Below are 21,330 nucleotides of genomic sequence, written 5' to 3' on the forward strand. Positions count from 1 at the left end.
GATTGTAAAGTTTCCGCTGTGGTCGCACCAGCGCAAATACGCCAGATATCAGTCATATATTTGAAATATAAAATATATTTCTTTACCTAAGCCCAACAAAGCCGAAGGAATATCAAAAAAAAGCTATATTTCACTTTGCCCGTTGCGCATTTGTCCTGGATAATGCGCCGCGTTCATGTCCTCAAAATGGCGTAACGTCCTATGCTACATTTGTTTGCTGGCCTGGATTTACATACCGGGCTTTTATTATTGCTTGCACTGGTTTTTGTTCTGTTTTACGAAGCAATCAACGGCTTCCACGACACTGCAAACGCAGTAGCAACGGTTATCTACACTCGCGCAATGCAGTCGCAACTTGCGGTTGTTATGGCGGCGGTATTTAACTTTTTTGGTGTCCTCCTGGGCGGACTGAGCGTTGCGTATGCCATCGTGCATATGTTGCCAACGGATCTGCTGCTTAACGTTAGTTCTGGCCATGGCCTTGCTATGGTGTTCTCAATGCTGCTTGCTGCAATTATCTGGAACCTCGGTACCTGGTATTTCGGCCTGCCTGCATCCAGTTCTCACACCCTCATCGGCGCGATTATCGGTATTGGGTTAACGAACGCCCTGATGACCGGTACATCGGTTGTTGATGCGCTGAACATCCCGAAAGTGATGGGGATTTTTGCCTCACTTATCGTCTCCCCTATCGTGGGTCTGGTGGTAGCAGGTGGATTGATTTTCATCCTGCGTCGTTACTGGAGCAATACCAAAAAACGCTCCCGTATTCACCTGACACCGGCAGAGCGTGAGAAGAAAGACGGCAAGAAAAAACCGCCATTCTGGACGCGTATTGCCCTGATCCTTTCCGCTATCGGCGTGGCCTTCTCACACGGCGCGAACGATGGTCAGAAAGGCATTGGTCTGGTGATGCTGGTACTGATTGGTGTTGCTCCGGCAGGCTTTGTGGTCAACATGAATGCTTCCGGTTACGAAATCACGCGTACCCGTGATGCCGTGAACAACGTCGAAATTTACTTCCAGCAGCACCCTGAGCTGCTGAAGCAAGCGACCGGTGTTGACCAGTTGATCCCTTCACCTGAAGCGGGCGCAACCACCGCACCTGGCGAGTTCCACTGCCACCCGGCAAATGCGATTAATGCGCTGGAACGTGCGAAAGGTATGCTGGGCGATATCGAAAGCTACGACAAACTCACCGTTGAGCAGCGTGGTCAGCTGCGCCGCATTATGCTTTGCATCTCTGATGTGACGGATAAAGTGGCGAAACAGCCTGGCACAAGCGCTGACGACCAGCGACTGCTGAAGAAACTGAAAGGCGATATGCTCAATACCATTGAGTACGCGCCAATCTGGATCATCATGGCGGTTGCGCTGGCACTGGGTATCGGTACGATGATTGGCTGGCGCCGTGTGGCGACAACAATCGGCGAGAAGATTGGTAAGAAAGGCATGACGTATGCGCAGGGTATGTCCGCGCAGATGACAGCGGCAGTTTCTATCGGTCTGGCGAGCTACACTGGGATGCCAGTGTCCACGACCCACGTACTTTCGTCCTCCGTGGCGGGTACCATGATTGTTGACGGTGGTGGTCTGCAACGCAAAACTGTGACCAACATTCTGATGGCCTGGGTGTTCACACTCCCGGCATCCATCCTGCTGTCTGGTGGTTTGTACTGGATTGCGCTGAAGCTGATTTAATTCGTTAAGCGCAACAAAAAAGCGGGCCAGGAAACTGGCCCGCTTTTTTTATGCTCAGTGCCAAATCATCAATGCAATCATACTGACCACGACCAGGCCACACAGGGCGCTGGTTAAAATGAACTGACGACGCAGGCGCTCACAGCGACGGATAAACTCTTCATCGTGATGATCGCGGTAGCGCTGGTAATAGATATACCCCACCAGACGCATCTGCTTGCTGGGCTGTCCATGCGAGGTGAAGAACCCTCCACCGTCCACATACTGATAAAGCAACGGATCGCAACCACGAAGTACCACTAACAGCGCACGTAACGATGAGAAGTAGCGCGCCATATTCACTATGCAAACTACGCATAACGCCCAAAACAATGCGACGGTGCTAATCATACATCCTCCCCGGCGTCCACCCACGAAGCAAGGCTCCTGAGCTACCGCACCCCAATGCCCTGACAGACAGTTCAGTGAAAGAATGACTCAAAAGTCGATCCGGTTCGCGTTTTAATATCCGAACGGCTCATTAAATAGTGTAGGAGATCCGTTAATTTTTTTGCCACAAGGTTAATCGTTATCAACACGAAGGCTTGAAAAATTTGTTGAACTGGGCCGTAATGAAAGCAATAGACGACGGCTTTCTCTTTTAGTCATCGATAACTTAAGGAAGGAGTAACACTATGGCTTACAAACACATTCTCATCGCGGTAGACCTCTCCCCAGAGAGCAAAGTGCTGGTTGATAAAGCGGTATCCATGGCGCGTCCCTATAACGCGAAAGTTTCTTTGATTCACGTTGATGTGAATTACTCCGATCTCTATACCGGTCTGATCGATGTGAATCTGGGTGATATGCAAAAGCGTATCTCCGAAGAGACTCACCATGCGCTGAGCGAGCTGTCTACCAATGCGGGCTACCCTATCACCGAAACCTTAAGCGGTAGCGGCGATCTGGGTCAGGTACTGGTTGATGCAATCAAGAAATACGATATGGACCTGGTGGTTTGCGGTCATCACCAGGACTTCTGGAGCAAGCTGATGTCTTCAGCGCGTCAGCTGATCAACACCGTTCACGTGGATATGCTGATTGTTCCACTGCGTGACGAAGAAGAAGAGTAAGTGCGTTAAATTCCCCTCACCCTAACCCTCTCCCAAAGGGAGAGGGGATAGATCGAGGACGTAGGCCGGGTAAGGCGAAGCCGCCACCCGGCTTTTTTTATTCCGGCGTACCTGAGTAGATATCAAACCGGTGCCCTTTGGTGGTCACCGCATTGGTCGTAGCAACATCCGCCAACGGTGGCGCATAGTCCGGGCGCTTCACCACCACACGCTTTGTCGCGAGCAGACGGGCAGGCTCCAGCAGACCATCAGCATCCAAATCCGGCCCCACCAGCGACTGAAACACACGCATCTCTTTTTTCACCAGCGCGCTTTTCTGCTTATGCGGGAACATCGGGTCAAGATAGACCACCTGCGGACGCGGCGTAATATCCGTCAGCGCCGTCAGGCTGGAGGCGTGAATAAGCTGCAAACGCTCCTGCAACCACGAGCCAATTTCCGGGTCTGCATAGCCACGGGTAAGCCCGTCGTCCAGCAACGCCGCCACAACCGGATTACGCTCCAGCATCCGCACACGACAGCCAACCGACGCCAGCACAAAAGCATCGCGCCCCAATCCCGCCGTGGCATCCACCACATCCGGCAGATAACTGCCTTTGATCCCGACCGCTTTAGCGACCGCTTCGCCACGACCACCGCCGAATTTGCGCCGGTGCGCCATGGCACCGCCCACGAAGTCGACAAAGATCCCACCAAGCTTCGGCTCGTCGCGTTTACGTAATTCCAGATGTTCTGGCGTCATCACCAGCGCCATCAGATTTTCGTCATCGTGCTCCAGTCCCCAGCGGGCGGCCAGAACAGATAAGGCGCCGTCTCCGGCGCCTGATTCATCTACTAAGCAGATCTTCACGTAACAATCAGCCTTTGATCCCGTAATGCTCGAGCATCGCATCCAGCTGCGGCTCACGGCCACGGAAGCGTTTGAACAGCACCATTGGCTCTTCAGAGCCGCCACGCGTCAGGATGTTATCCAGGAACGACTGGCCGGTTTCACGGTTGAAAATCCCTTCTTCTTCGAAGCGAGAGAAGGCATCTGCCGCCAGCACATCGGCCCACAGGTAGCTGTAGTAACCTGCCGCGTAACCACCCGCGAAGATATGGCTGAACGCGTGCGGGAAGCGACCCCAGGTTGGCCCAGGAATAACCGCGACCTGTTTTTTAATCTCGGCCAGGGTTTCGAGGATTTTCGCCCCTTGTTCCGGGCTGAACTCAGCGTGCAGGCGGAAGTCGAACAGGCCGAACTCCAGCTGACGCAGGATAAACATCGCCGCCTGATAATTCTTCGCCGCCAGCATTTTATCCAGCAGTGCTTTCGGCAGCGGTTCACCTGTTTCAAAGTGACCAGAGATGAACGCCAGCGCGTCCGGCTCCCAGCACCAGTTTTCCATAAACTGGCTTGGCAGCTCGACCGCATCCCACGGCACACCGCTGATACCGGCAACGCCAGCGGTTTCAATGCGGGTCAGCATATGGTGCAGGCCGTGACCGAACTCATGGAACAGGGTGATCACTTCGTCGTGAGTAAACAGCGCAGGTTTGCCATTCACCGGACGGTTAAAGTTACAGGTCAGGTAAGCGACCGGTTTTTGCAGAGAACCATCGGCTTTACGCATCTGGCCCACGCAGTCGTCCATCCATGCCCCACCGCGTTTGTTTTCACGCGCATAGAGATCCAGATAGAAGCTGCCGCGCAGTTCGTTCTTCTCGTCGTACAGCTCGAAGAAACGCACGTCCGGGTGCCAGACGTCGATATCAGTACGCTCTTTGGCGGTAATACCGTAGATACGTTTCACCACTTCGAACAGGCCGTTAACCGCTTTGTTTTCCGGGAAGTACGGGCGCAGCTGCTCATCGCTGATGCTGTAGAGATGCTGTTTCTGTTTTTCGCTGTAGTAAGCGATATCCCACGGCTGTAGCTCATCCACGCCGAATTCCGCTTTCGCGAAGGCGCGCAGCTGAGCCAGCTCTTTCTCGCCCTGTGGACGGGCGCGTTTTGCCAGGTCGGTTAAGAAATCCAGCACCTGCTGTGGGTTTTCCGCCATTTTGGTGGCGAGAGATTTGAAGGCATAGCTTTCAAAGCCCAGCAGTTGCGCCAGCTCGTGACGCAGGGCGAGGATTTCAGCCATCACCGGGCTGTTGTCCCATTTGCCCGCATTCGGGCCCTGATCGGACGCGCGGGTGCTGTACGCGCGGTACATCTCTTCACGCAGCGCCTGATTGTCGCAATAGGTCATTACCGGCAGGTAGCTTGGGATATCCAGCGTTAACAGGAAACCGTCCAGCTCTTTCGCTTCGGCCTGTGCTTTCGCTGCCGCCAGCGCGCTTTCCGGCATCCCGGCCAGCTCGGCTTCGTCGGTCACTTGTTTCGTCCAGCCCATCGTGGCATCCAGCACGTTGTTGCTGTACTGGTTGCCCAGCTCAGACAGACGCGCGGCAATTTCGCCATAGCGAGTCTGTTTCTCTTTTGGCAGACCAATACCGGACAGCTCAAAATCACGCAGCGCGTTATCCACGGATTTCTTCTGCGCGGTATTCAGTGACGCATAGTGATCGCCATCGCGCAAGTCGCGGTAGGCTTTGTACAGCCCTTCATGTTGACCCACCCAGGTGCTGTACTCAGAGAGCAGCGGCAGGGTTTGCTCATAGGCTTCGCGCAGCTCCTGGCTGTTTTTCACCGAATTCAGGTGACTCACCGGCGAAAAGATACGGCCGAGCACGTCATCCACTTCCGCCAGCGGCTGACACAGAGTTTCCCAGGTGTACGGCGCGCCTTGCGCCACCACGCTTTCTACCGCCGCACGGCAATTATCCAGCGACTGCGTAACGGCTGGAACCACATGCTCAGGGAGGATTTTAGAAAACGGCGGCAACGAAAAAGGCGTCAGTAATGGATTGGTCATAAGCGCTGTCCTGTTGAAGAAGATGAATGAAGCGCGCATCCGGCGCTGTGCATATTGGTTCAGTAATGGGGTTAAGTGTAGAGGATTTCAATGGTGTGAAGCGGGGAATTACGCCCGACAGCGTAACGCTATCGGGCGCGGGGGATTTAGAGTGCGTGATGCCCGAGCGCATAGGCAGCAGGCAGGTTCAGACGCTGCCAGAACTGCTGATCCGGCGTTGTACCGGAGAGCGGATAACCCGCAGGCAGTGCCGTTTTCACCATCAGCGCCTGGCGCTGGGCTGTGCTGAGGTTTGGCAGCGCCGCTTCAAGCAGCACGTCTGCCCCTTCAGGCACTTTCAGACTCTGCTGTTCACCTTTTTGCTGCGGCAGATCGTAGGTCATGGTGAAGCGATAGAACGTCTGCATGGCTGGGTCACGATACGGATCGTTCTTGCCGTCGGTCTTTGCGCACTCAGCAAGCGTAGTCCCACACTCTTTTTCCAGCGCGGTGCGCAGCTGGTCGCGGGCTTCGTTAAACAGCGCGCGATATTTGGCATCATTCAGATAATGGGCCACATTACGCTGCGCCACCATTCGCGAGCCCATCACATCCAGCGGATAGTGCACGCCGAGGACAATGCGGGAATAACCATAGCGTGCCCCTCGCGTCACCAGCGCATCAAAACGCTCCGGGATCATCTCTGCCATCAGCAGCGCATCGGTATAACCGGTGTTGGTGTGCCCGCTCGGGAACGAGCCGCCATCAGCGGTATAGGGATGATTGTCTTTCACCACCACATCATCAGGCACCAGATGAATGGTATTGCCCTGAATCAGGAACGGGCGCGGGTTATTAAAGTGCTTTTTCGCCTCGCCAGTGCTGACTTCTGAAGCCTTAATGAGCGCGGCAGCTTTGCCAAGCTCCCCTTTGTCGTAGGCCATAATAAATGCCTTGCCCAGACGCGGCCCCAGCGCGTCGCTCAGGAAATAGAGATAGCTAATCCCTTCGGCATCTGCCAGCGCCTGATGGCGAGTGAGTTGCGAAGCATCGCGGTTAATGTCGGTCACTGTTTTGAGGTTTTCGTTGATAACGGTCTCTGGCAGTGTGCTGAATGCCGACAGCAGTTCGATACCCGCCTGCTGGTTCTCTTTTACCCGGAAGTCGTAGCCGCTGGCCTTAAGCCAGGCTTTATCGGCCTGCGTTTTGTTTTGCTTCGCCTTTTCGAGCTGGTCACGCGTGAGCGTCGCGGCATCGCCTTTTAGCGCATCGCGCAGTTGCATCAGTGCCTGAGATTCCAGAGCATTAAACGACGGGCTGGCTGATGCCGGCGTAACGCTGCTGGCGATATCGGCTGCCTGGTTGAGCGGAACCTCTTTTGCCAGTACCGGCAGCGCGAGGAGGAGTGCTGATGTGAGCAGTGTGAATTGCAGCTTCATTATTTTTCCTTTTATTCAAAGAATTACCTTGCCTGCCTGCGACGCTAGCCCTGCTGGTTGACACTTTTATGGCACCGATATGTTTTGCAACGCTTTTGCTGGAATTGAAACAGCACGGCGCTTTAGCGGTAATCCAGGCAGATCTACGGTAAACTAGCGCTTAACTTGTTTACTTCCCGGAATCTCTGCATCCATGCTCAGTTATCGCCACAGCTTTCACGCAGGCAACCACGCCGACGTCCTTAAACACACCGTTCAGAGCTTGATCATCGAATCGCTCAAAGAGAAAGATAAGCCTTTTCTCTACCTGGACACGCACGCCGGCGCGGGCCGTTATCAGCTGAGCGGCGAGCACGCCGAGCGCACCGGTGAATACCTTGAAGGCATCGCCCGCATCTGGCAGCAGGATGACCTGCCGGCAGAACTGGAGCCTTATATCGGCGTGGTTGAGCATTTCAACCGTAGCGGCCAGCTGCGTTACTACCCGGGCTCTCCGCTGATTGCCCGCCAGTTGCTGCGCGAGCAGGACAGCCTTCAGTTGACCGAACTGCACCCAAGCGATTTCCCACTGCTGCGTTCCGAATTCCAGAAAGATAACCGCGCTCGCGTGGAAAAAGCTGATGGCTACCAGCAACTGAAAGCCAAACTGCCACCGGTTTCCCGCCGTGGTCTGGTGTTGATTGACCCGCCATACGAAATCAAAACCGACTATCAGGCCGTGGTAACAGGCATCAACGAAGGCTACAAACGTTTTGCAACCGGTACTTATGCACTGTGGTATCCGGTGGTACTGCGCGCACAAATCAAGCGCATGATCAAAGACTTGGAAGCCACCGGCATCCGCAAAATCCTGCAAATTGAGCTGGCCGTACGCCCGGACAGCGACCAGCGCGGCATGACCGCCTCCGGCATGATTGTGATCAACCCGCCGTGGAAGCTCGAAGCGCAAATGAACAACGTGCTGCCGTGGCTACACAAAACGCTGGTGCCAGCCGGTACCGGCCATGCGACAGTGAGCTGGATCGTGCCTGAGTAATCGCAGTCATTGGTGGAACCTATTGATTTCAGGTATACAATCGCGGCAATTCACGATTAAGGATAAAAGCTATGACGAAGCATTATGACTACATCGCAATCGGCGGCGGCAGCGGCGGCATCGCCTCTATCAACCGTGCAGCCATGTACGGCCAGAAGTGTGCGCTGATTGAAGCCAAAGAGCTTGGCGGCACCTGCGTGAACGTGGGCTGTGTACCGAAAAAAGTCATGTGGCACGCGGCGCAAATCCGTGAAGCTATCCATATGTATGGCCCGGATTACGGCTTTGACACCACCATCAATAACTTTGACTGGGACAAGCTGATTGCCAGCCGTACGGCCTATATCGACCGTATCCATACCTCGTATGACAACGTACTGGGCAAAAACAACGTCGATGTGATCCGGGGTTTTGCACGCTTTGTTGATGCCAAAACGATCGAAGTCAACGGCGAGACGATCACCGCCGATCATATCCTGATCGCCACCGGTGGCCGCCCGAGCCACCCGAACATTCCTGGTGTGGAATACGGTATCGACTCCGACGGTTTCTTCGAACTTCCTGCCCTGCCAAAACGCGTTGCGGTTGTTGGCGCTGGTTACATCGCGGTTGAGCTGGCAGGTGTCATTAACGGCCTGGGCGCCGAAGCGCATCTGTTTGTGCGTAAGCACGCGCCACTGCGTAGCTTCGATCCGCTGATCGTCGACACCCTGGTCGAAGTGATGAACGCCGAAGGCCCGACCCTGCACACCCACGCTGTACCAAAAGCGGTCGTGAAAAATGCAGACGGCAGCCTGACCCTGGAACTGGAAGATGGCCGCAGCCAGACCGTCGATTGCCTGATCTGGGCAATTGGTCGTGAGCCGGCAAACGACACCTTCAACCTGGCCGTCACTGGCGTGAAAACCAACGACAAAGGCTATATCGTCGTCGATAAATTCCAGAACACCAGCGTGCCGGGCATTTATGCGGTGGGTGATAACACCGGTGCCGTTGAACTGACTCCTGTCGCCGTGGCCGCGGGCCGTCGGCTTTCTGAGCGTCTGTTTAACAACAAGCCGGACGAGCATCTGGACTACAGCAACATCCCGACCGTGGTGTTCAGCCACCCGCCAATCGGCACCGTAGGCTTAACCGAGCCGCAGGCGCGCGAACAGTATGGCGATGACCAGGTGAAAGTGTACAAATCGGCGTTTACCGCGATGTATACCGCCGTCACTTCTCACCGTCAGCCATGCCGCATGAAGCTGGTATGCGCTGGCCCGGAAGAGAAAATTGTCGGTATTCACGGTATTGGCTTTGGTATGGATGAGATCCTGCAAGGCTTTGCAGTGGCACTGAAAATGGGCGCAACCAAGAAAGACTTCGATAACACCGTGGCGATCCACCCAACTGCGGCGGAAGAGTTTGTGACCATGCGTTAATCTCGCATTGCCTCTGGCGTCAGGCGATTAATATTTGCCCGACGCCAGAACATTCGTCGAAAACAAACATCCTCCTGTGCATATTCATCAAACGCATCCCCGCCACCTGGCAACCTCGAAAGACAATAGGTTTTGTCACCATTGAATGTGAAAAACAGACATTGCGCATATCGCAGTTTTCAAACGTAATATTTTCCAGACAACAACGATTGAGCGTTAAGTTAGAAAAACAAATATCGTAGAACGAAATTTCACTTAAATTACTGCGATAAAGAATCGCGTTTATTTTCTCCCCCCGAATATTCAAACCTACCAATTGTCGGTTTTCTATTAAGCCATTTAAGTCTGATATAGTGTTTTGCTGCGTATTCTGTAAAGACAAAGGCATAGCGCCCTGACGCTTCGCGTTAAGGTTCATAAAGGTTCCATTTTGAGTGTTGTCATCAGAAAGGATGACGAGTGAGTGGATCCCTTTAATGCCTTACTGCGCTACGTCGAAACAACAGCGATTTTGTCCATTTATTTGCAGAGTTGGTCTGCAAAATAAAAGCGTTTAAATAAACAATTCTAAATCACATAACGTAATAATTTTATTTAAGTGAGTTTTTAATGCCAAAACACACAAGCAGTAATTGTATTCTGGTGATTGAGTCCCCGTGGGAGTTAGATGGGCAAGATTCTAACCGTTCTTCGGTTGTACCGTTTATCGAAGGCATCGCAAAGTTACACGGGGATACTGATGTCTATTTTCTGAATTTTTACGACAAAAGTAGTTTTAAGACCGCGCTTGATTGCCTGTGTAAGCAAACTTTTGCGAATACCATCGTCTATGTTGCAGCCCATGGCAGCTCAACACACATCGCAAAAGTGCCGTTGAAGGACATCCTCAGCGCCGTTAGCGAGAAATCCGCAAAATTCAACATCAGAGGCCTGATGTTGGGGTCATGTTTCGCCGGAGGAAAAACACAGTTATTGCAGAATTTCACCCAGGGTAGTGGTCTGCGCTGGTGTGCGGGATATGCCTCTTCCTGTTACTGGCTAACGGGCACGATGATTGATTGCGCCATTATCAGCAGCGCACTGGGGATGCATGAAGAGCATTACCAGGATCGTGAGTCAATGAACCATGCATTTGCGAATGCCCTCGCTCCGTTTGCGCCAAATGCCATTATTGGCAACGGTAAAAAACACGATGACGTTCCTCTTTGTGAGTCTCTGCAATTTGTCATCCAGCCTGAAGGCAAAGGACATCGCCCTCTTCTCGCGGCTGAAGAAATTTTCGCGCAGGCACATTCACTGCGTGCAGAAACAGAAGAAGAAGCCTATTAAGGTCCTGGTGAATACATACTCTGTTGCAAAGTGAATGCTCTGAATTTTAAGGTGTTCAGGGATGGGGGGTTAGCAGGTTTATGGTTTAAATATCATGAACCTGTGTATCCTTTTATCCTTTTCGCCTTCCTGCCAAAACGTGATCTACCGCACATTTAACTCCCCACGCATCGAAGCGAATGTCTACGCTTATGAGACACCCGGAAAAACCTGTCATTGTGAATACAACCGGAGGTCCCTATCACTATGTTCAGCCAGAAACTACACGCCGCCGATATCGTCGAGTTCAGGATTGAGGAAGAACTTCGCTACGAGGCCGATCCCTGCGAGTTGAAACTGGATGAAATGATTGAAGCGGAGCCGGAACCCGAAATGATCGAGGGGCTGCCCGCATCCGATGCCCTCACCCCTGCCGATCGTTACCTTGAACTGTTTGAGCATGTGCAGTCATCGCGACTGTTTGCAGACAGCAAAACCTTCCCCGACTGCGCGCCGAAAATGGATCCGCTGGATATTCTTATCCGCTATCGCAAGGTAAAACGTCACCGGGATTTCGATTTGCGCCAGTTCGTTGAGAACCATTTCTGGATGCCGGAAGTGCTCTCCAGCGAATATATTTCTGACCCGAATCATTCCCTGAAAGAGCATATTGATAATCTGTGGCCGGTGCTGACGCGCGAACCGCAGGACCATATTCCCTGGTCGTCACTGTTGGCGCTGCCGCAGGCGTACATTGTGCCCGGCGGGCGTTTCAGCGAAACCTACTACTGGGATTCCTACTTCACCATGCTGGGGCTGGCGGAAAGCGGACGCCACGACATGCTGAAGTGCATGGCGGACAACTTCGCGTGGATGATTGAGCGTTACGGCCATATTCCCAACGGCAACCGCACCTACTACCTGAGCCGCTCGCAGCCGCCAGTGTTTGCGCTAATGGTCGAGCTGTTCGAGGAAGATGGTGTGCGCGGTGCCCGGCGCTATCTGGACCATCTGTTGCTGGAATATGCCTTCTGGATGGACGGCGCAGAATCTTTGCTGCTGAACCAGGCCTACCGTCACGTAGTGCGAATGCCGGACGGCTCTATGCTTAACCGCTACTGGGACGACCGTGACACGCCGCGCGATGAATCATGGATTGAGGATGTAGAAACCGCGAAACACTCCGGTCGCCCACCGAACGAGGTCTATCGCGACCTGCGGGCGGGTGCAGCTTCCGGCTGGGATTACTCCTCCCGCTGGCTGCGAGATGCCGGGCGGCTTGCCAGCATTCGTACCACACAGTTTATTCCCATCGATTTGAATGCCTTCCTGTACAAGCTAGAAAGCACCATCGCTAATCTTTCTGGTCGGAAAGGTGATAAAGCGGCCGAAGCCCACTTCCGCCAGAAGGCAAGCGATCGCCGGGCAGCGGTCAACCGCTATCTGTGGGATGACGAGAACGGCTGTTACCGTGATTACGACTGGCGGCGTGAAGAGATGGCCTTGTTCTCCGCCGCCAGCATTGTGCCGCTGTATGTCGACATGGCGACCCACGAGCAGGCCGACCGGCTTGCCGATGCCGTTAACGCCCGTTTGTTAACGCCGGGCGGTATTTTAGCGACCGAGCATGAAACCGGCGAACAGTGGGATAAACCTAACGGCTGGGCGCCGTTGCAGTGGATGGCCATTCAGGGATTCAAACGCTATGGCAACGACTCGCTGGGCGATGAGATTGCCCACAGCTGGCTGCAAACGGTGAACCATTTCTATAAGAAACACCACAAGCTGATTGAGAAGTACCATATTGCCAGCAGTACGCCGCGTGAAGGTGGCGGTGGTGAATACCCGTTGCAGGATGGGTTTGGCTGGACGAACGGTGTGGTGCGGCGTTTGATTGGGTTGTATGGGGAGCCTTGACCCTCATCCTCCGGGGTGAGGGATGCCCACAGTACGGCCCCCTCTCCTTTTTGGGGAGAGGGTTGGGGTGAGGGGGAACATACAGCTCAGGTGGTCATTCCGTTCACTTTACGTTCCTTGCTACTCTGTCACCACAATACCGGTGAACGTGCCAGGGTAGCTCACCGCCGCTACCCTGGCGACCCGGGCTCCCGGCAAGAAAATCGTCGCTACGCGATGCCCTCAGCGTTTTCTCCAGGCTAATCGGGGACGGGCGGATGAAACGTCCATGTAAAGCCGCCCTCGCCGCGCATCCATGCGCGTCGCCCCGGCCTTCCGTAAACGCTTCGGCGATTTTCAGCCGGACCATGGAGTTGCGGCAAGTCTTTTATTTCAATGAATTACTGTCATCGCTGAATAAAGACAAAATGACTGGGGAACCCTCAACTCTCCGGGAGAGGGTGAGGGAAACATCAACGAATCACATCATAAATAGCGGTCTGAATAGACTGCCATTTTTTCGTGCTGTCGTCCGGCTGCGCCCTGGCGCGACGTGTCGCCATATCTGCATCATGCTGCTGGCGCTTCACCACCGCAGGTACTGTGCAAAACGCCTTAAGATACTGCTTACGCAGCGAGGTTAACGATTCACCATTCGACATGGCGTGGCTGAGGGTGTTGATAAACCGGCGGCACGGTTTTTCTTCCACCATTTGCGACCGATAACGCAACATCAACTCCAGCACACCGTCGTGCTCCGCGGCCATCGCCTCTTCAGTCCATGAAAGCTTCCAGTCCATTCCGCCCTGAAGGAACAGCTGCGCCACGCGGGTGTCGTTACGGTTGATAGCCGAACGGAAATTGTTTTCATCCCAGGTCACGCCCATGCGCGTTAATGTTTCACGGGAAGTGGGCGCTTCGCGCATCTCCTGAGTCGGTGAGGCTTCCTCTACGTTTGCGGTTGCTGGTGGCGGCTTACCGCTGGTAACGAGCCAGAATCCCCCTATCACAATGGCAATCACCATCACCCCAACCGCCGCCCATAGCAGGCCAGAAATCAACTGGTCGCGCTGTTCCTGCGTGCGCGGCGCGCGCTGAGTCGGCTTTTCAATGGTATCGCGCACCTCGAAGAGATCTCCCCCGGTGATGCGGTCCATTTTTTGCGCGTTTTCCCAGAAACTATGCAGCTCGCTGGCATCCACCGACATCAATCCTGCCGGGTTGATGCGCGTGCGCCCTTCCTCAAACGCCCGCTGAACGGGGCGGGTAATTTGCGAGTAGTAGTTATCCAGCAGCAAAATTTGTGCGGAGCTTAAACGCTGGTTAACGGCAATGCTGTTGCGGATCTGGCGGATATCATTCAGGAAGGTTTGCAGAGTTTTTCGCGGCTCAACCAGCAGCGTCAGCATCACCGGGTCGCTAAACAACGGGGAGTAGTAACGGCTAAATTCCCGTTTATCCACCAGCATCTGCGCCAGCTCACTAAACATCATGCCGCTGAGGATATCGTTGATTTCACCCAGCTTCAGCCAGCGCCGAACGCGGTCGGCGTTAAATAACGTTTTAAGGTGATTATTGAGCCGTACCGGATCGGGCCATGCCTGCTGGATAAGCCCTTTAATCATCAGCTCCATTGCCCGAACCTGCTTTTGCGCCTGCTGTTGTTGGATCTCGTTGCCTGCCGCAAGCTCTGTACTGTAGGTTAAAAGCGTCTGTTGCAGACGCACATGTTCAAGAGCAGTCACAAAACGCATGGCCGCAATCAGCTGGTTTTCACTGACATCCTGCCCGCTTTCGTACTGCGGGACTCGCTGCTGCAACAGGCGCAGTTGCAGCGTAAAGTCCGACATTTCAGCATCATTCAGGTTGAGTTTTTTTGCCACAGCGCCCCAGCCACCGAGTGCGAGGCGGGCACTATCCAGTTGTTCAAGGAACCAGCGAGGATCTTTTCCTTCCGAAACATGGACATTCAGAAGAAGCAACATTTCGACAGAGGCCTGACGAATGACCGCCAGGCAGTGCTCAAACTGCTCGCGGATATGATGTGATGAGCTGAGAGTCATTGTTTTCCTTCAGGGACAACGAATAGATCATGGCAGACCTGATAAGGTCATTTTTCTTTTTATTTATACGAAGTTAAACCATACCTGAGTTTCTGTTGAAATACAGTGACAGCCCTATAATCATTTACAAATGCTCTGGAGGATCCGAATGCCTGCCCTCTCCACCGTACGTCTGACCTGCTCGCCGCTGCAAGAGTCGGATTGGCCCTTCTTTCTTGCGTTACAGCAACACCCCGACGTCATGCGCTTTGTCGCAGAAGACCGCTCCGTTGCAGACATCCGCGAAGCCTTTGTGTCGCGCCTTGCCCCGTGGACACCAGGCAGCGCGCACTGGTTATGCCTGGTGGTGCGCGACACCGCCAGCCAGACACCGCTGGGGGTCACGGGTTATATCCACCGGGAAGATGATTGCGCCGAAGTCGGTTTTCTTTTCGCGCCCTCCGCCCAGGGCAAGGGATACGGATTTGAGTCATTGCAGGCGCTCTGCGAATTCGCGTTTAACCAGGGCGGTATCCGTCGGCTGACCGCCACCGTCACGGCAGGCAACATCGCCTCACGGGCTTTACTGGAAAAAACAGGGTTCAGGCTGGAAGGCGAACTGCGCGAAAGCTATTTCCTTTCCGGGCGCTGGCACAATGACTGGCTGTTTGGTTTGCTGAAACATGAGTTCCAGGCTTAAAAACACAGCACAACGGCCATTTGGCGGATATTGATCACCCACTGTTTCCTCTACAGTCATGCCAGAGAGAGGAAACGAATATGATATGCCGATCGCTAAAGATATCGTCATCTGGAATTGAATTAATTAAACATTATCAGGGGCTATCCCTTGAGAAATATTGTGATGAAAGTGGTTTATGGATTATTGGATTTGGCCATGTCATCGGCCAGAAAGAGACAACGGCTCCGTTAATAACCCTGGCTCAAGCCGAACAATGGCTTTTCGACGATATTCAGAAATGTGAGAACGTTCTACGGGAAAATATCACCCGTCCGCTGACGCAAGAAAAACATGACGCCCTTGTTTCACTGATATTCAGCTACGGGGTTAAAGACTGTCTGAACACCGGCATTATTCAGGAGGTTGCCCGTGGTAACAACGCGCAAGCAACATCGCTCTGGCGCAATGCCATTATGCTTAATGGTAAGAAGATCAACAGCCTGGCGCTGCAACGCCAGGCTGAATGTGCACTTTTCGACAGTGAATGAACCTCAGGCTGCCCGGGTATAAAACAGGGCTGCCTGCGTGCGATTTTTGACATCCAGGCGGCGAAAGAGCGCTTCAAGATGGGCTTTTACTGTTCCTGTGCTGATATTCAGCGTACGGCTAATTTCTTTGTTGGTCTCACCCGCCGCCAGCAGTTTTAGCACTTCGCGCTGGCGCTCGCTCAGCGAAGAGAGCTCCTGCTGAGGTCGGGAAGGCTGTTTAAGCCAGTCACCCGGGAAACAGGCCATCCCTTTGGATACAGACTCCAGCATTGCAGAGATCATTTCCGGGTGTGCATTACGGGGAATAATAGCCGTGACATTACTCTGCATAAGCTGCTCAACCCATCTGACATCGTTTTTTGCCAGCACCATGACCACGCGCAGTGCCGGGAAACGCAGCATGATCTCTTCCAGCATCGCCATGCCATCATCCTGAATAAAGCGCCCGTCAATCATGACGATAGATGTTGGAGAGGCGGATAAAAGCGCCCATAGCTCATCAGTCTGACTGGTACCCGACATATTTATTTCTGGAATTATTTCTTGCAGACGACTTATCGCTCCATGAATAAATATTGACTGCCTGTCAAACATGATTACTCGCATTATTTTTACTCCCACTGAAAACTTCGTGCCACGAAGTATTGTCATGGATAGATAATAAGGACTTAATAATTCGAGGGGATTCTACAGAGGGTCTACCTGAGAACAAACTCAACTACGGGAAGCGTTACAAAATGCCCGGCTTGATTAAATTTCGCCAGATTTTGACATATTTGTTTTGAGGAACATCTTAAGCACCGACAATACGGGGATCCCTCCCCGCAGATCATTGCATTACAGGAACATACCGCCTGAAACTTCAATCCGCTGCGCGTTCATCCAGCCCAGTTTATCGCTCAGCAGCGCGGCAATCGCATCGCCAATATCGTCCGGTAGGCCCACGCGACCCAGCGCGGTTTGAGACGCCAGCAACTGATTCAGCTGCGCGTTGTCTCGCACCCGTCCACCGCCAAAATCGGTTTCAATCGCGCCCGGGGCAATAATGTTGACCGAAATCCCCCGCGCGCCCAGCTCTTTTGCCTGGTAGCGGGTCAGCACTTCCATTGCCCCTTTCATTGAGGCGTAAGCGCCGGAGCCTGGCTGGGTAAAACGCGCCAGCCCGCTGGACACATTCAGGATGCGGCCGCCGTCTTTAATCACTGGCAACAGGTGCTGGGTCAGGAAAAAGGGGCCTTTGAAATGAACATTCATCGCCTCATCAAACTGTGCTTCCGTCGTCTCGGCAAAAGGCGCATATAAACCCGTCCCTGCGTTGTTCAATAAATAATCAAAGGTGTCACGCTGCCAGATGTTTTTGAGCGTTTCCTGAACTTGGCGGGTGAAATCCTCAAAGCTGGCGACATTGCCGACGTTCAGCTGTAATGCTGCGGCTTTAACGCCTTTTCCTTCAATTTCACGCACAACGTCAAGCGCTTCTTTCTCGCTGCTGTTATAGGTCAGGATAATTCCTGTACCTGCTTCAGCCAGCTTCAATACCGCGTTTTTACCCAGGCCGCGGCTACCACCCGTTACTAATGCAATACGTTCAGACATAAGAAACCTCGTTCCGGTGATGATGAAGATTGAGAAAGAGCTTATTAGGTGATAGAAAATCAATAAAGACAGTAAAAAACGCTTCACTGTTTCATTACGAACAACAATGAGCCACGCCTATGGATAAAATTCACGCAATGCAGCTCTTCATCCGTGTCGCGGAACTGGAAAGTTTTTCCCGCGCGGCGGATACCTTGGGCCTGCCGAAAGGGAGCGTTTCGCGGCAAATTCAGGCGCTGGAAAACGTACTGGGAACACAGCTTTTGCACCGCACCACGCGCCGCGTCAGCCTGACGCAGGACGGCATGGTCTATTACGAACGCGCAAAAGATCTGTTGACCAATCTCGATGAACTGGACGGCATGTTCCAGCTTGATCCCTCCAGCATCAGCGGACGGTTGCGTGTCGATATGCCCGTGGGCGTTGCTCGAAATTTAGTCATCCCGAAACTCCCGGCCTTTTTACAGCAATATCCCGGCATCGAACTGGAACTCAGCAGCAGCGATCGCCTGGTCGATGTGATCCGCGAAGGGTTTGACTGCGTGGTGCGTGTTGGCACACTGAAGGACTCCGGGCTGATTGCCCGTCCGCTGGGCAAGCTGTCGGTGATTAACTGCGCCAGCCCGGAGTATCTGGAGCGTTTTGGTTACCCGGATAGCCTGGACGATTTGGCTTCACATGCGGTCATTCACTATGCCGCCAGCCTGGGCACTCGCCCGCAGGGCTTTGAGTATTACAACGGCAATGCGACGCAGTGGATAAAAACGGGCGGGGTCCTGACCGTAAACAGCACGGAAACCTACCACGCGGCCTGTATCGCCGGGCTGGGGATAATCCAGGTGCCGCGTGTTGGCGTGCGTGATTCGCTGCGAGCCAAAAAACTGCTCGAGATCTTGCCGCAATACCGCGCAGAGCCGATGCCCGTGTCGTTAATTTATCCGCACCGGCGCAACCTCTCCCGCCGGGTCCATCTGTTCATGGAGTGGCTAACCGTATTAATGAAAGCCTATGTTGATTAAGCGCAGGCTATAATTTCAATAACATCCCGCCAAACGAATAAGGAAAAGCGTGTGACGCCGGAAAACAACCAGCAACGTCCCCCACAGGAAAATACCCCAGGAAAAGCCGTCCAGGCGCTGAAAACCGTCACCAGCACGGCGCAGAAGATCCAGCGCAGGCCTTTGATTGCGCATTTGATTCGCGCAACGGAGCGCTTCAACGACCGTATGGGGAATCAGTTTGGCGCCGCCATTACCTATTTCTCATTTCTGTCGATGATCCCCATCCTGATGGTGTCGTTTGCTGCCGCAGGTTTTATCCTGGCCTGGCATCCCACGTTGCTTCAGGACATCTTCGACAAGATCCTGATGAACGTCAGCGACCCTACGCTCGCTGGCACCCTCAAAAGCACCATCAATACCGCCGTGCAGCAGCGTACCACCGTTGGGCTGGTCGGTTTGCTTATCGCGCTCTATTCCGGCATTAACTGGATGGGAAACCTGCGTGAAGCCATTCGCGCTCAGTCTCGCGACGTGTGGGAACGCACGCCGCAGGATCAGGAGAAAATCTGGATTAAGTACTTCCGTGATTTTGTTTCGCTGATCGGCCTGCTTGTCGCCCTGATTGTGACGCTTTCCATCACCTCTGTTGCCGGTTCAGCGCAGCAGATGATTATTTCAGCGCTCTATCTCGACAGCATTGAATGGCTTAAACCTGCATGGCGAGGCATTGGACTGGCCATTTCTGTCTTTGCCAACTACCTGCTGTTCTTCTGGATATTCTGGCGATTACCGCGCCACCGGCCACGTAAAAAGGCGCTGATCCGCGGCACACTGATTGCGGCCATTGGTTTTGAGATAATCAAAATCGTGATGACCTACACCCTGCCCGCGCTGGTGAAATCCCCGTCGGGAGCGGCATTTGGCTCGGTACTGGGGTTGATGGCGTTCTTCTACTTCTTCGCCCGCCTGACGCTGTTCTGCGCCGCATGGATAGCCACCGCGCAATACAAAGATGACCCGAGGATGCCGGGTAAAACCCACACCTGATGGAATCTCCGGGCTGAATAAGAATGCAAAAATTCAGCCCGTTCTATAATTTCAGAATATAAATCCAGCCCGTAACTTTTATTTAACCGAAAACCAGTTTTATTCGCTAATATTTAAAAACTGTGAAGCATTTCATGGAAGATATTTTGCTGGTCTGAAAATTATCCGCTTTTTGCTGCTTTTATCGCCATTTATCCGGTTTGTTACAGATTGAAATGTCGCTTTTGCTGTGCGTAATATGGCCGTTCGTTCGTCAAAATATAAGAATATTTTATGCAAGCAACCGCCACAACACTCGACACTGAACCGGAAAGCACGCCGGTTAACTCACGTAATAAAGTTGTCGTCGCCTCGCTGATTGGCACCGCCATTGAGTTCTTCGACTTTTATATTTATGCCACAGCTGCGGTTATCGTTTTCCCGCATATCTTCTTCCCGCAGGGTGACCCAACGGCCGCTACGCTACAGTCTCTGGCGACTTTCGCCATCGCCTTCGTCGCACGCCCGATTGGCTCTGCACTGTTTGGGCACTTTGGTGACCGCATTGGCCGTAAAGTCACACTGGTGGCATCACTGCTGACCATGGGGATTTCTACCGTGGCGATTGGCCTGCTGCCAACTTACGAAACCATCGGCATTCTGGCGCCGGTTCTGCTGGCGCTGGCGCGCTTTGGTCAGGGTCTGGGGCTGGGTGGTGAATGGGGAGGTGCAGCACTGCTGGCCACCGAAAACGCCCCTGCCCGTAAGCGTGCGCTTTATGGTTCCTTCCCGCAGCTGGGCGCACCGATTGGCTTCTTCTTTGCCAACGGTACTTTCCTGCTGCTCTCCTGGCTGCTGACGGATGAGCAGTTCATGAACTGGGGCTGGCGTATTCCGTTTATCTTCTCTGCCGTGCTGGTTCTGATTGGCCTGTACGTGCGCGTTTCCCTGCATGAAACCCCCGTGTTCGCCAAAGTGGCGGCGGCGAAAAAACAGGTTAAAGTGCCGCTGGGTACGCTGCTGACCAAACACGTACGCGTGACCGTGCTGGGCACGTTCATCATGCTGGCGACCTATACGCTGTTCTACATCATGACCGTCTACTCAATGACGTTCAGCACGGCTGCCGCGCCTGTTGGCCTGGGGTTACCGCGTAATGAAGTGCTGTGGATGCTGATGATGGCGGTTGTTGGTTTTGGCGTGATGGTGCCGATTGCAGGCCTGCTGGCGGACAAATTTGGCCGTCGTGCAAGCATGATTGTGATCACCTCGCTGATTATCCTGTTTGCGCTGTTTGTCTTCCCGCCGCTGCTGGGTTCAGGTAGCCCTGCGCTGGTGATGGCTTATCTGCTGATTGGCCTGAGCCTGATGGGGCTGACCTTCGGCCCGATGGGTGCGCTGTTGCCAGAGCTGTTCCCGACCGAAGTGCGTTATACCGGAGCGTCTTTCTCCTATAACGTCTCTTCTATCCTGGGGGCGTCTGTTGCGCCGTATATCGCCACCTGGTTACAGGCGAACTACGGTCTGTTCTATGTGGGTGTGTATCTGGCGGCGATGGCGGCACTGACGCTGATTGCGTTGCTGCTGACCCACGAAACGAAAGATCACTCTCTGTAAGTGGGTTGTGCCGGGTAGCGCTG

General features: G+C 53.6%; 19 protein-coding genes. 11 read left to right on the forward strand and 8 right to left on the reverse strand.

Annotated features, from left to right (window positions below; all coding sequences use genetic code 11):
• Positions 1–201 precede the first annotated feature (201 nt).
• A complete protein-coding gene (gene pitA / locus F3J30_RS20940) occupies positions 202–1,701 on the forward strand; it encodes an inorganic phosphate transporter PitA (protein ID WP_014072195.1) in 1,500 nt (499 codons plus the stop codon).
• A gap of 54 nt (positions 1,702–1,755) precedes the next feature.
• Here the strand turns inward: pitA and uspB are convergent, their stop codons facing one another.
• Positions 1,756–2,091: a universal stress protein UspB gene (gene uspB, locus F3J30_RS20945; protein ID WP_003861224.1), complete on the reverse strand. Its 336-nt coding sequence runs from the start codon at positions 2,089–2,091 to the stop codon at positions 1,756–1,758.
• Positions 2,092–2,375: 284 nt separating this feature from the next.
• Between uspB and uspA the strand changes: the two genes are divergently transcribed.
• Positions 2,376–2,813 (forward strand): universal stress protein UspA, encoded by a 438-nt coding sequence (gene uspA, locus F3J30_RS20950; RefSeq protein WP_014072197.1) that lies wholly within the window; start codon positions 2,376–2,378, stop codon positions 2,811–2,813.
• A 97-nt stretch (positions 2,814–2,910) separates the two neighbouring features.
• On the opposite strand, the gene rsmJ is transcribed toward uspA, so the two are convergent.
• The 3 genes from rsmJ to F3J30_RS20965 all read right to left on the reverse strand — a co-directional run bounded on the left by rsmJ (position 2,911) and on the right by F3J30_RS20965 (position 7,131).
• A complete protein-coding gene (gene rsmJ / locus F3J30_RS20955) occupies positions 2,911–3,663 on the reverse strand; it encodes a 16S rRNA (guanine(1516)-N(2))-methyltransferase RsmJ (RefSeq protein ID WP_041162153.1) in 753 nt (250 codons plus the stop codon).
• 7 nt (positions 3,664–3,670) lie between these two features.
• Entirely contained in the window at positions 3,671–5,713 is a 2,043-nt protein-coding gene (prlC, locus tag F3J30_RS20960) for an oligopeptidase A (protein WP_166718449.1), read from the reverse strand.
• Positions 5,714–5,859: 146 nt separating this feature from the next.
• Positions 5,860–7,131, reverse strand: coding sequence for a phosphatase PAP2 family protein (locus tag F3J30_RS20965; protein WP_166718451.1), 1,272 nt, complete (start codon positions 7,129–7,131; stop codon positions 5,860–5,862).
• A 193-nt stretch (positions 7,132–7,324) separates the two neighbouring features.
• On the opposite strand from F3J30_RS20965, the gene F3J30_RS20970 reads away from it, so the two are divergent.
• Both F3J30_RS20970 and gorA read left to right on the forward strand, forming a co-directional pair.
• Positions 7,325–8,167, forward strand: coding sequence for a 23S rRNA (adenine(2030)-N(6))-methyltransferase RlmJ (locus tag F3J30_RS20970; RefSeq protein WP_014072201.1), 843 nt, complete (start codon positions 7,325–7,327; stop codon positions 8,165–8,167).
• Between the two features lie 71 nt (positions 8,168–8,238).
• Positions 8,239–9,591 carry a glutathione-disulfide reductase gene (gorA, locus tag F3J30_RS20975; protein ID WP_166718453.1) on the forward strand — a complete coding sequence of 451 codons (1,353 nt, stop codon included), beginning with the start codon at positions 8,239–8,241 and terminating at the stop codon, positions 9,589–9,591.
• A gap of 19 nt (positions 9,592–9,610) precedes the next feature.
• On the opposite strand, the gene F3J30_RS20980 is transcribed toward gorA, so the two are convergent.
• Positions 9,611–10,009 carry a pentapeptide repeat-containing protein gene (locus F3J30_RS20980; RefSeq protein WP_014072203.1) on the reverse strand — a complete coding sequence of 133 codons (399 nt, stop codon included), beginning with the start codon at positions 10,007–10,009 and terminating at the stop codon, positions 9,611–9,613.
• A 191-nt stretch (positions 10,010–10,200) separates the two neighbouring features.
• On the opposite strand from F3J30_RS20980, the gene F3J30_RS20985 reads away from it, so the two are divergent.
• Positions 10,201–10,920 carry a hypothetical protein gene (locus F3J30_RS20985; RefSeq protein ID WP_166718455.1) on the forward strand — a complete coding sequence of 240 codons (720 nt, stop codon included), beginning with the start codon at positions 10,201–10,203 and terminating at the stop codon, positions 10,918–10,920.
• A 246-nt stretch (positions 10,921–11,166) separates the two neighbouring features.
• Entirely contained in the window at positions 11,167–12,816 is a 1,650-nt protein-coding gene (locus F3J30_RS20990) for an alpha,alpha-trehalase (RefSeq protein WP_166718457.1), read from the forward strand.
• A 452-nt stretch (positions 12,817–13,268) separates the two neighbouring features.
• Here F3J30_RS20990 and F3J30_RS20995 read toward each other — a convergent pair whose 3' ends face one another.
• A complete protein-coding gene (locus F3J30_RS20995) occupies positions 13,269–14,858 on the reverse strand; it encodes an STY4199 family HEPN domain-containing protein (protein ID WP_166718458.1) in 1,590 nt (529 codons plus the stop codon).
• A gap of 148 nt (positions 14,859–15,006) precedes the next feature.
• Between F3J30_RS20995 and F3J30_RS21000 the strand changes: the two genes are divergently transcribed.
• Entirely contained in the window at positions 15,007–15,537 is a 531-nt protein-coding gene (locus tag F3J30_RS21000) for a GNAT family protein (RefSeq protein ID WP_166718459.1), read from the forward strand.
• Positions 15,538–15,617: 80 nt separating this feature from the next.
• Positions 15,618–16,067 carry a lysozyme gene (locus F3J30_RS21005; protein WP_166718460.1) on the forward strand — a complete coding sequence of 150 codons (450 nt, stop codon included), beginning with the start codon at positions 15,618–15,620 and terminating at the stop codon, positions 16,065–16,067.
• Between the two features lie 3 nt (positions 16,068–16,070).
• Here F3J30_RS21005 and F3J30_RS21010 read toward each other — a convergent pair whose 3' ends face one another.
• Both F3J30_RS21010 and F3J30_RS21015 read right to left on the reverse strand, forming a co-directional pair.
• The gene (locus F3J30_RS21010; protein ID WP_166718461.1) at positions 16,071–16,673 is read right to left on the reverse strand and encodes a response regulator transcription factor; all 603 of its coding nucleotides are present in this window, start codon (positions 16,671–16,673) and stop codon (positions 16,071–16,073) included.
• A gap of 231 nt (positions 16,674–16,904) precedes the next feature.
• A complete protein-coding gene (locus tag F3J30_RS21015; RefSeq protein WP_014072210.1) occupies positions 16,905–17,663 on the reverse strand; it encodes an SDR family oxidoreductase in 759 nt (252 codons plus the stop codon).
• Between the two features lie 119 nt (positions 17,664–17,782).
• Here F3J30_RS21015 and F3J30_RS21020 point away from each other — a divergent pair, with 119 nt between their 5' ends.
• From F3J30_RS21020 to F3J30_RS21030, 3 genes are all read left to right on the forward strand, one after another.
• Positions 17,783–18,682: a LysR family transcriptional regulator gene (locus F3J30_RS21020; RefSeq protein WP_166718462.1), complete on the forward strand. Its 900-nt coding sequence runs from the start codon at positions 17,783–17,785 to the stop codon at positions 18,680–18,682.
• 51 nt (positions 18,683–18,733) lie between these two features.
• Complete coding sequence (yhjD, locus tag F3J30_RS21025) at positions 18,734–19,711, forward strand: inner membrane protein YhjD (RefSeq protein WP_014072212.1); 978 nt, start codon at positions 18,734–18,736, stop codon at positions 19,709–19,711.
• Positions 19,712–19,984: 273 nt separating this feature from the next.
• Positions 19,985–21,307 carry an MFS transporter gene (locus tag F3J30_RS21030; protein WP_014072213.1) on the forward strand — a complete coding sequence of 441 codons (1,323 nt, stop codon included), beginning with the start codon at positions 19,985–19,987 and terminating at the stop codon, positions 21,305–21,307.
• The last annotated feature ends 23 nt before the right edge of the window (positions 21,308–21,330 follow it).

Source organism: Enterobacter sp. Tr-810 (assembly GCF_011752765.1).
Classification (GTDB): Bacteria; Pseudomonadota; Gammaproteobacteria; order Enterobacterales; family Enterobacteriaceae; genus Enterobacter; species Enterobacter soli.

What these genes read in the sequence shown, in the direction of transcription:
- pitA (WP_014072195.1), top strand. Translation starts at nt 202, where the DNA reads ATGCTACATTTGTTTGCTGGCCTGGATTTACATACCGGGCTTTTATTA.
- uspB (WP_003861224.1), bottom strand. Translation starts at nt 2,091, where the DNA reads ATGATTAGCACCGTCGCATTGTTTTGGGCGTTATGCGTAGTTTGCATA.
- uspA (WP_014072197.1), top strand. Translation starts at nt 2,376, where the DNA reads ATGGCTTACAAACACATTCTCATCGCGGTAGACCTCTCCCCAGAGAGC.
- prlC (WP_166718449.1), bottom strand. Translation starts at nt 5,713, where the DNA reads ATGACCAATCCATTACTGACGCCTTTTTCGTTGCCGCCGTTTTCTAAA.
- F3J30_RS20965 (WP_166718451.1), bottom strand. Translation starts at nt 7,131, where the DNA reads ATGAAGCTGCAATTCACACTGCTCACATCAGCACTCCTCCTCGCGCTG.
- F3J30_RS20970 (WP_014072201.1), top strand. Translation starts at nt 7,325, where the DNA reads ATGCTCAGTTATCGCCACAGCTTTCACGCAGGCAACCACGCCGACGTC.
- gorA (WP_166718453.1), top strand. Translation starts at nt 8,239, where the DNA reads ATGACGAAGCATTATGACTACATCGCAATCGGCGGCGGCAGCGGCGGC.
- F3J30_RS20980 (WP_014072203.1), bottom strand. Translation starts at nt 10,009, where the DNA reads ATGAACCTTAACGCGAAGCGTCAGGGCGCTATGCCTTTGTCTTTACAG.
- F3J30_RS20985 (WP_166718455.1), top strand. Translation starts at nt 10,201, where the DNA reads ATGCCAAAACACACAAGCAGTAATTGTATTCTGGTGATTGAGTCCCCG.
- F3J30_RS20990 (WP_166718457.1), top strand. Translation starts at nt 11,167, where the DNA reads ATGTTCAGCCAGAAACTACACGCCGCCGATATCGTCGAGTTCAGGATT.
- F3J30_RS20995 (WP_166718458.1), bottom strand. Translation starts at nt 14,858, where the DNA reads ATGACTCTCAGCTCATCACATCATATCCGCGAGCAGTTTGAGCACTGC.
- F3J30_RS21000 (WP_166718459.1), top strand. Translation starts at nt 15,007, where the DNA reads ATGCCTGCCCTCTCCACCGTACGTCTGACCTGCTCGCCGCTGCAAGAG.
- F3J30_RS21005 (WP_166718460.1), top strand. Translation starts at nt 15,618, where the DNA reads ATGATATGCCGATCGCTAAAGATATCGTCATCTGGAATTGAATTAATT.
- F3J30_RS21010 (WP_166718461.1), bottom strand. Translation starts at nt 16,673, where the DNA reads ATGCGAGTAATCATGTTTGACAGGCAGTCAATATTTATTCATGGAGCG.
- F3J30_RS21015 (WP_014072210.1), bottom strand. Translation starts at nt 17,663, where the DNA reads ATGTCTGAACGTATTGCATTAGTAACGGGTGGTAGCCGCGGCCTGGGT.
- F3J30_RS21020 (WP_166718462.1), top strand. Translation starts at nt 17,783, where the DNA reads ATGGATAAAATTCACGCAATGCAGCTCTTCATCCGTGTCGCGGAACTG.
- F3J30_RS21030 (WP_014072213.1), top strand. Translation starts at nt 19,985, where the DNA reads ATGCAAGCAACCGCCACAACACTCGACACTGAACCGGAAAGCACGCCG.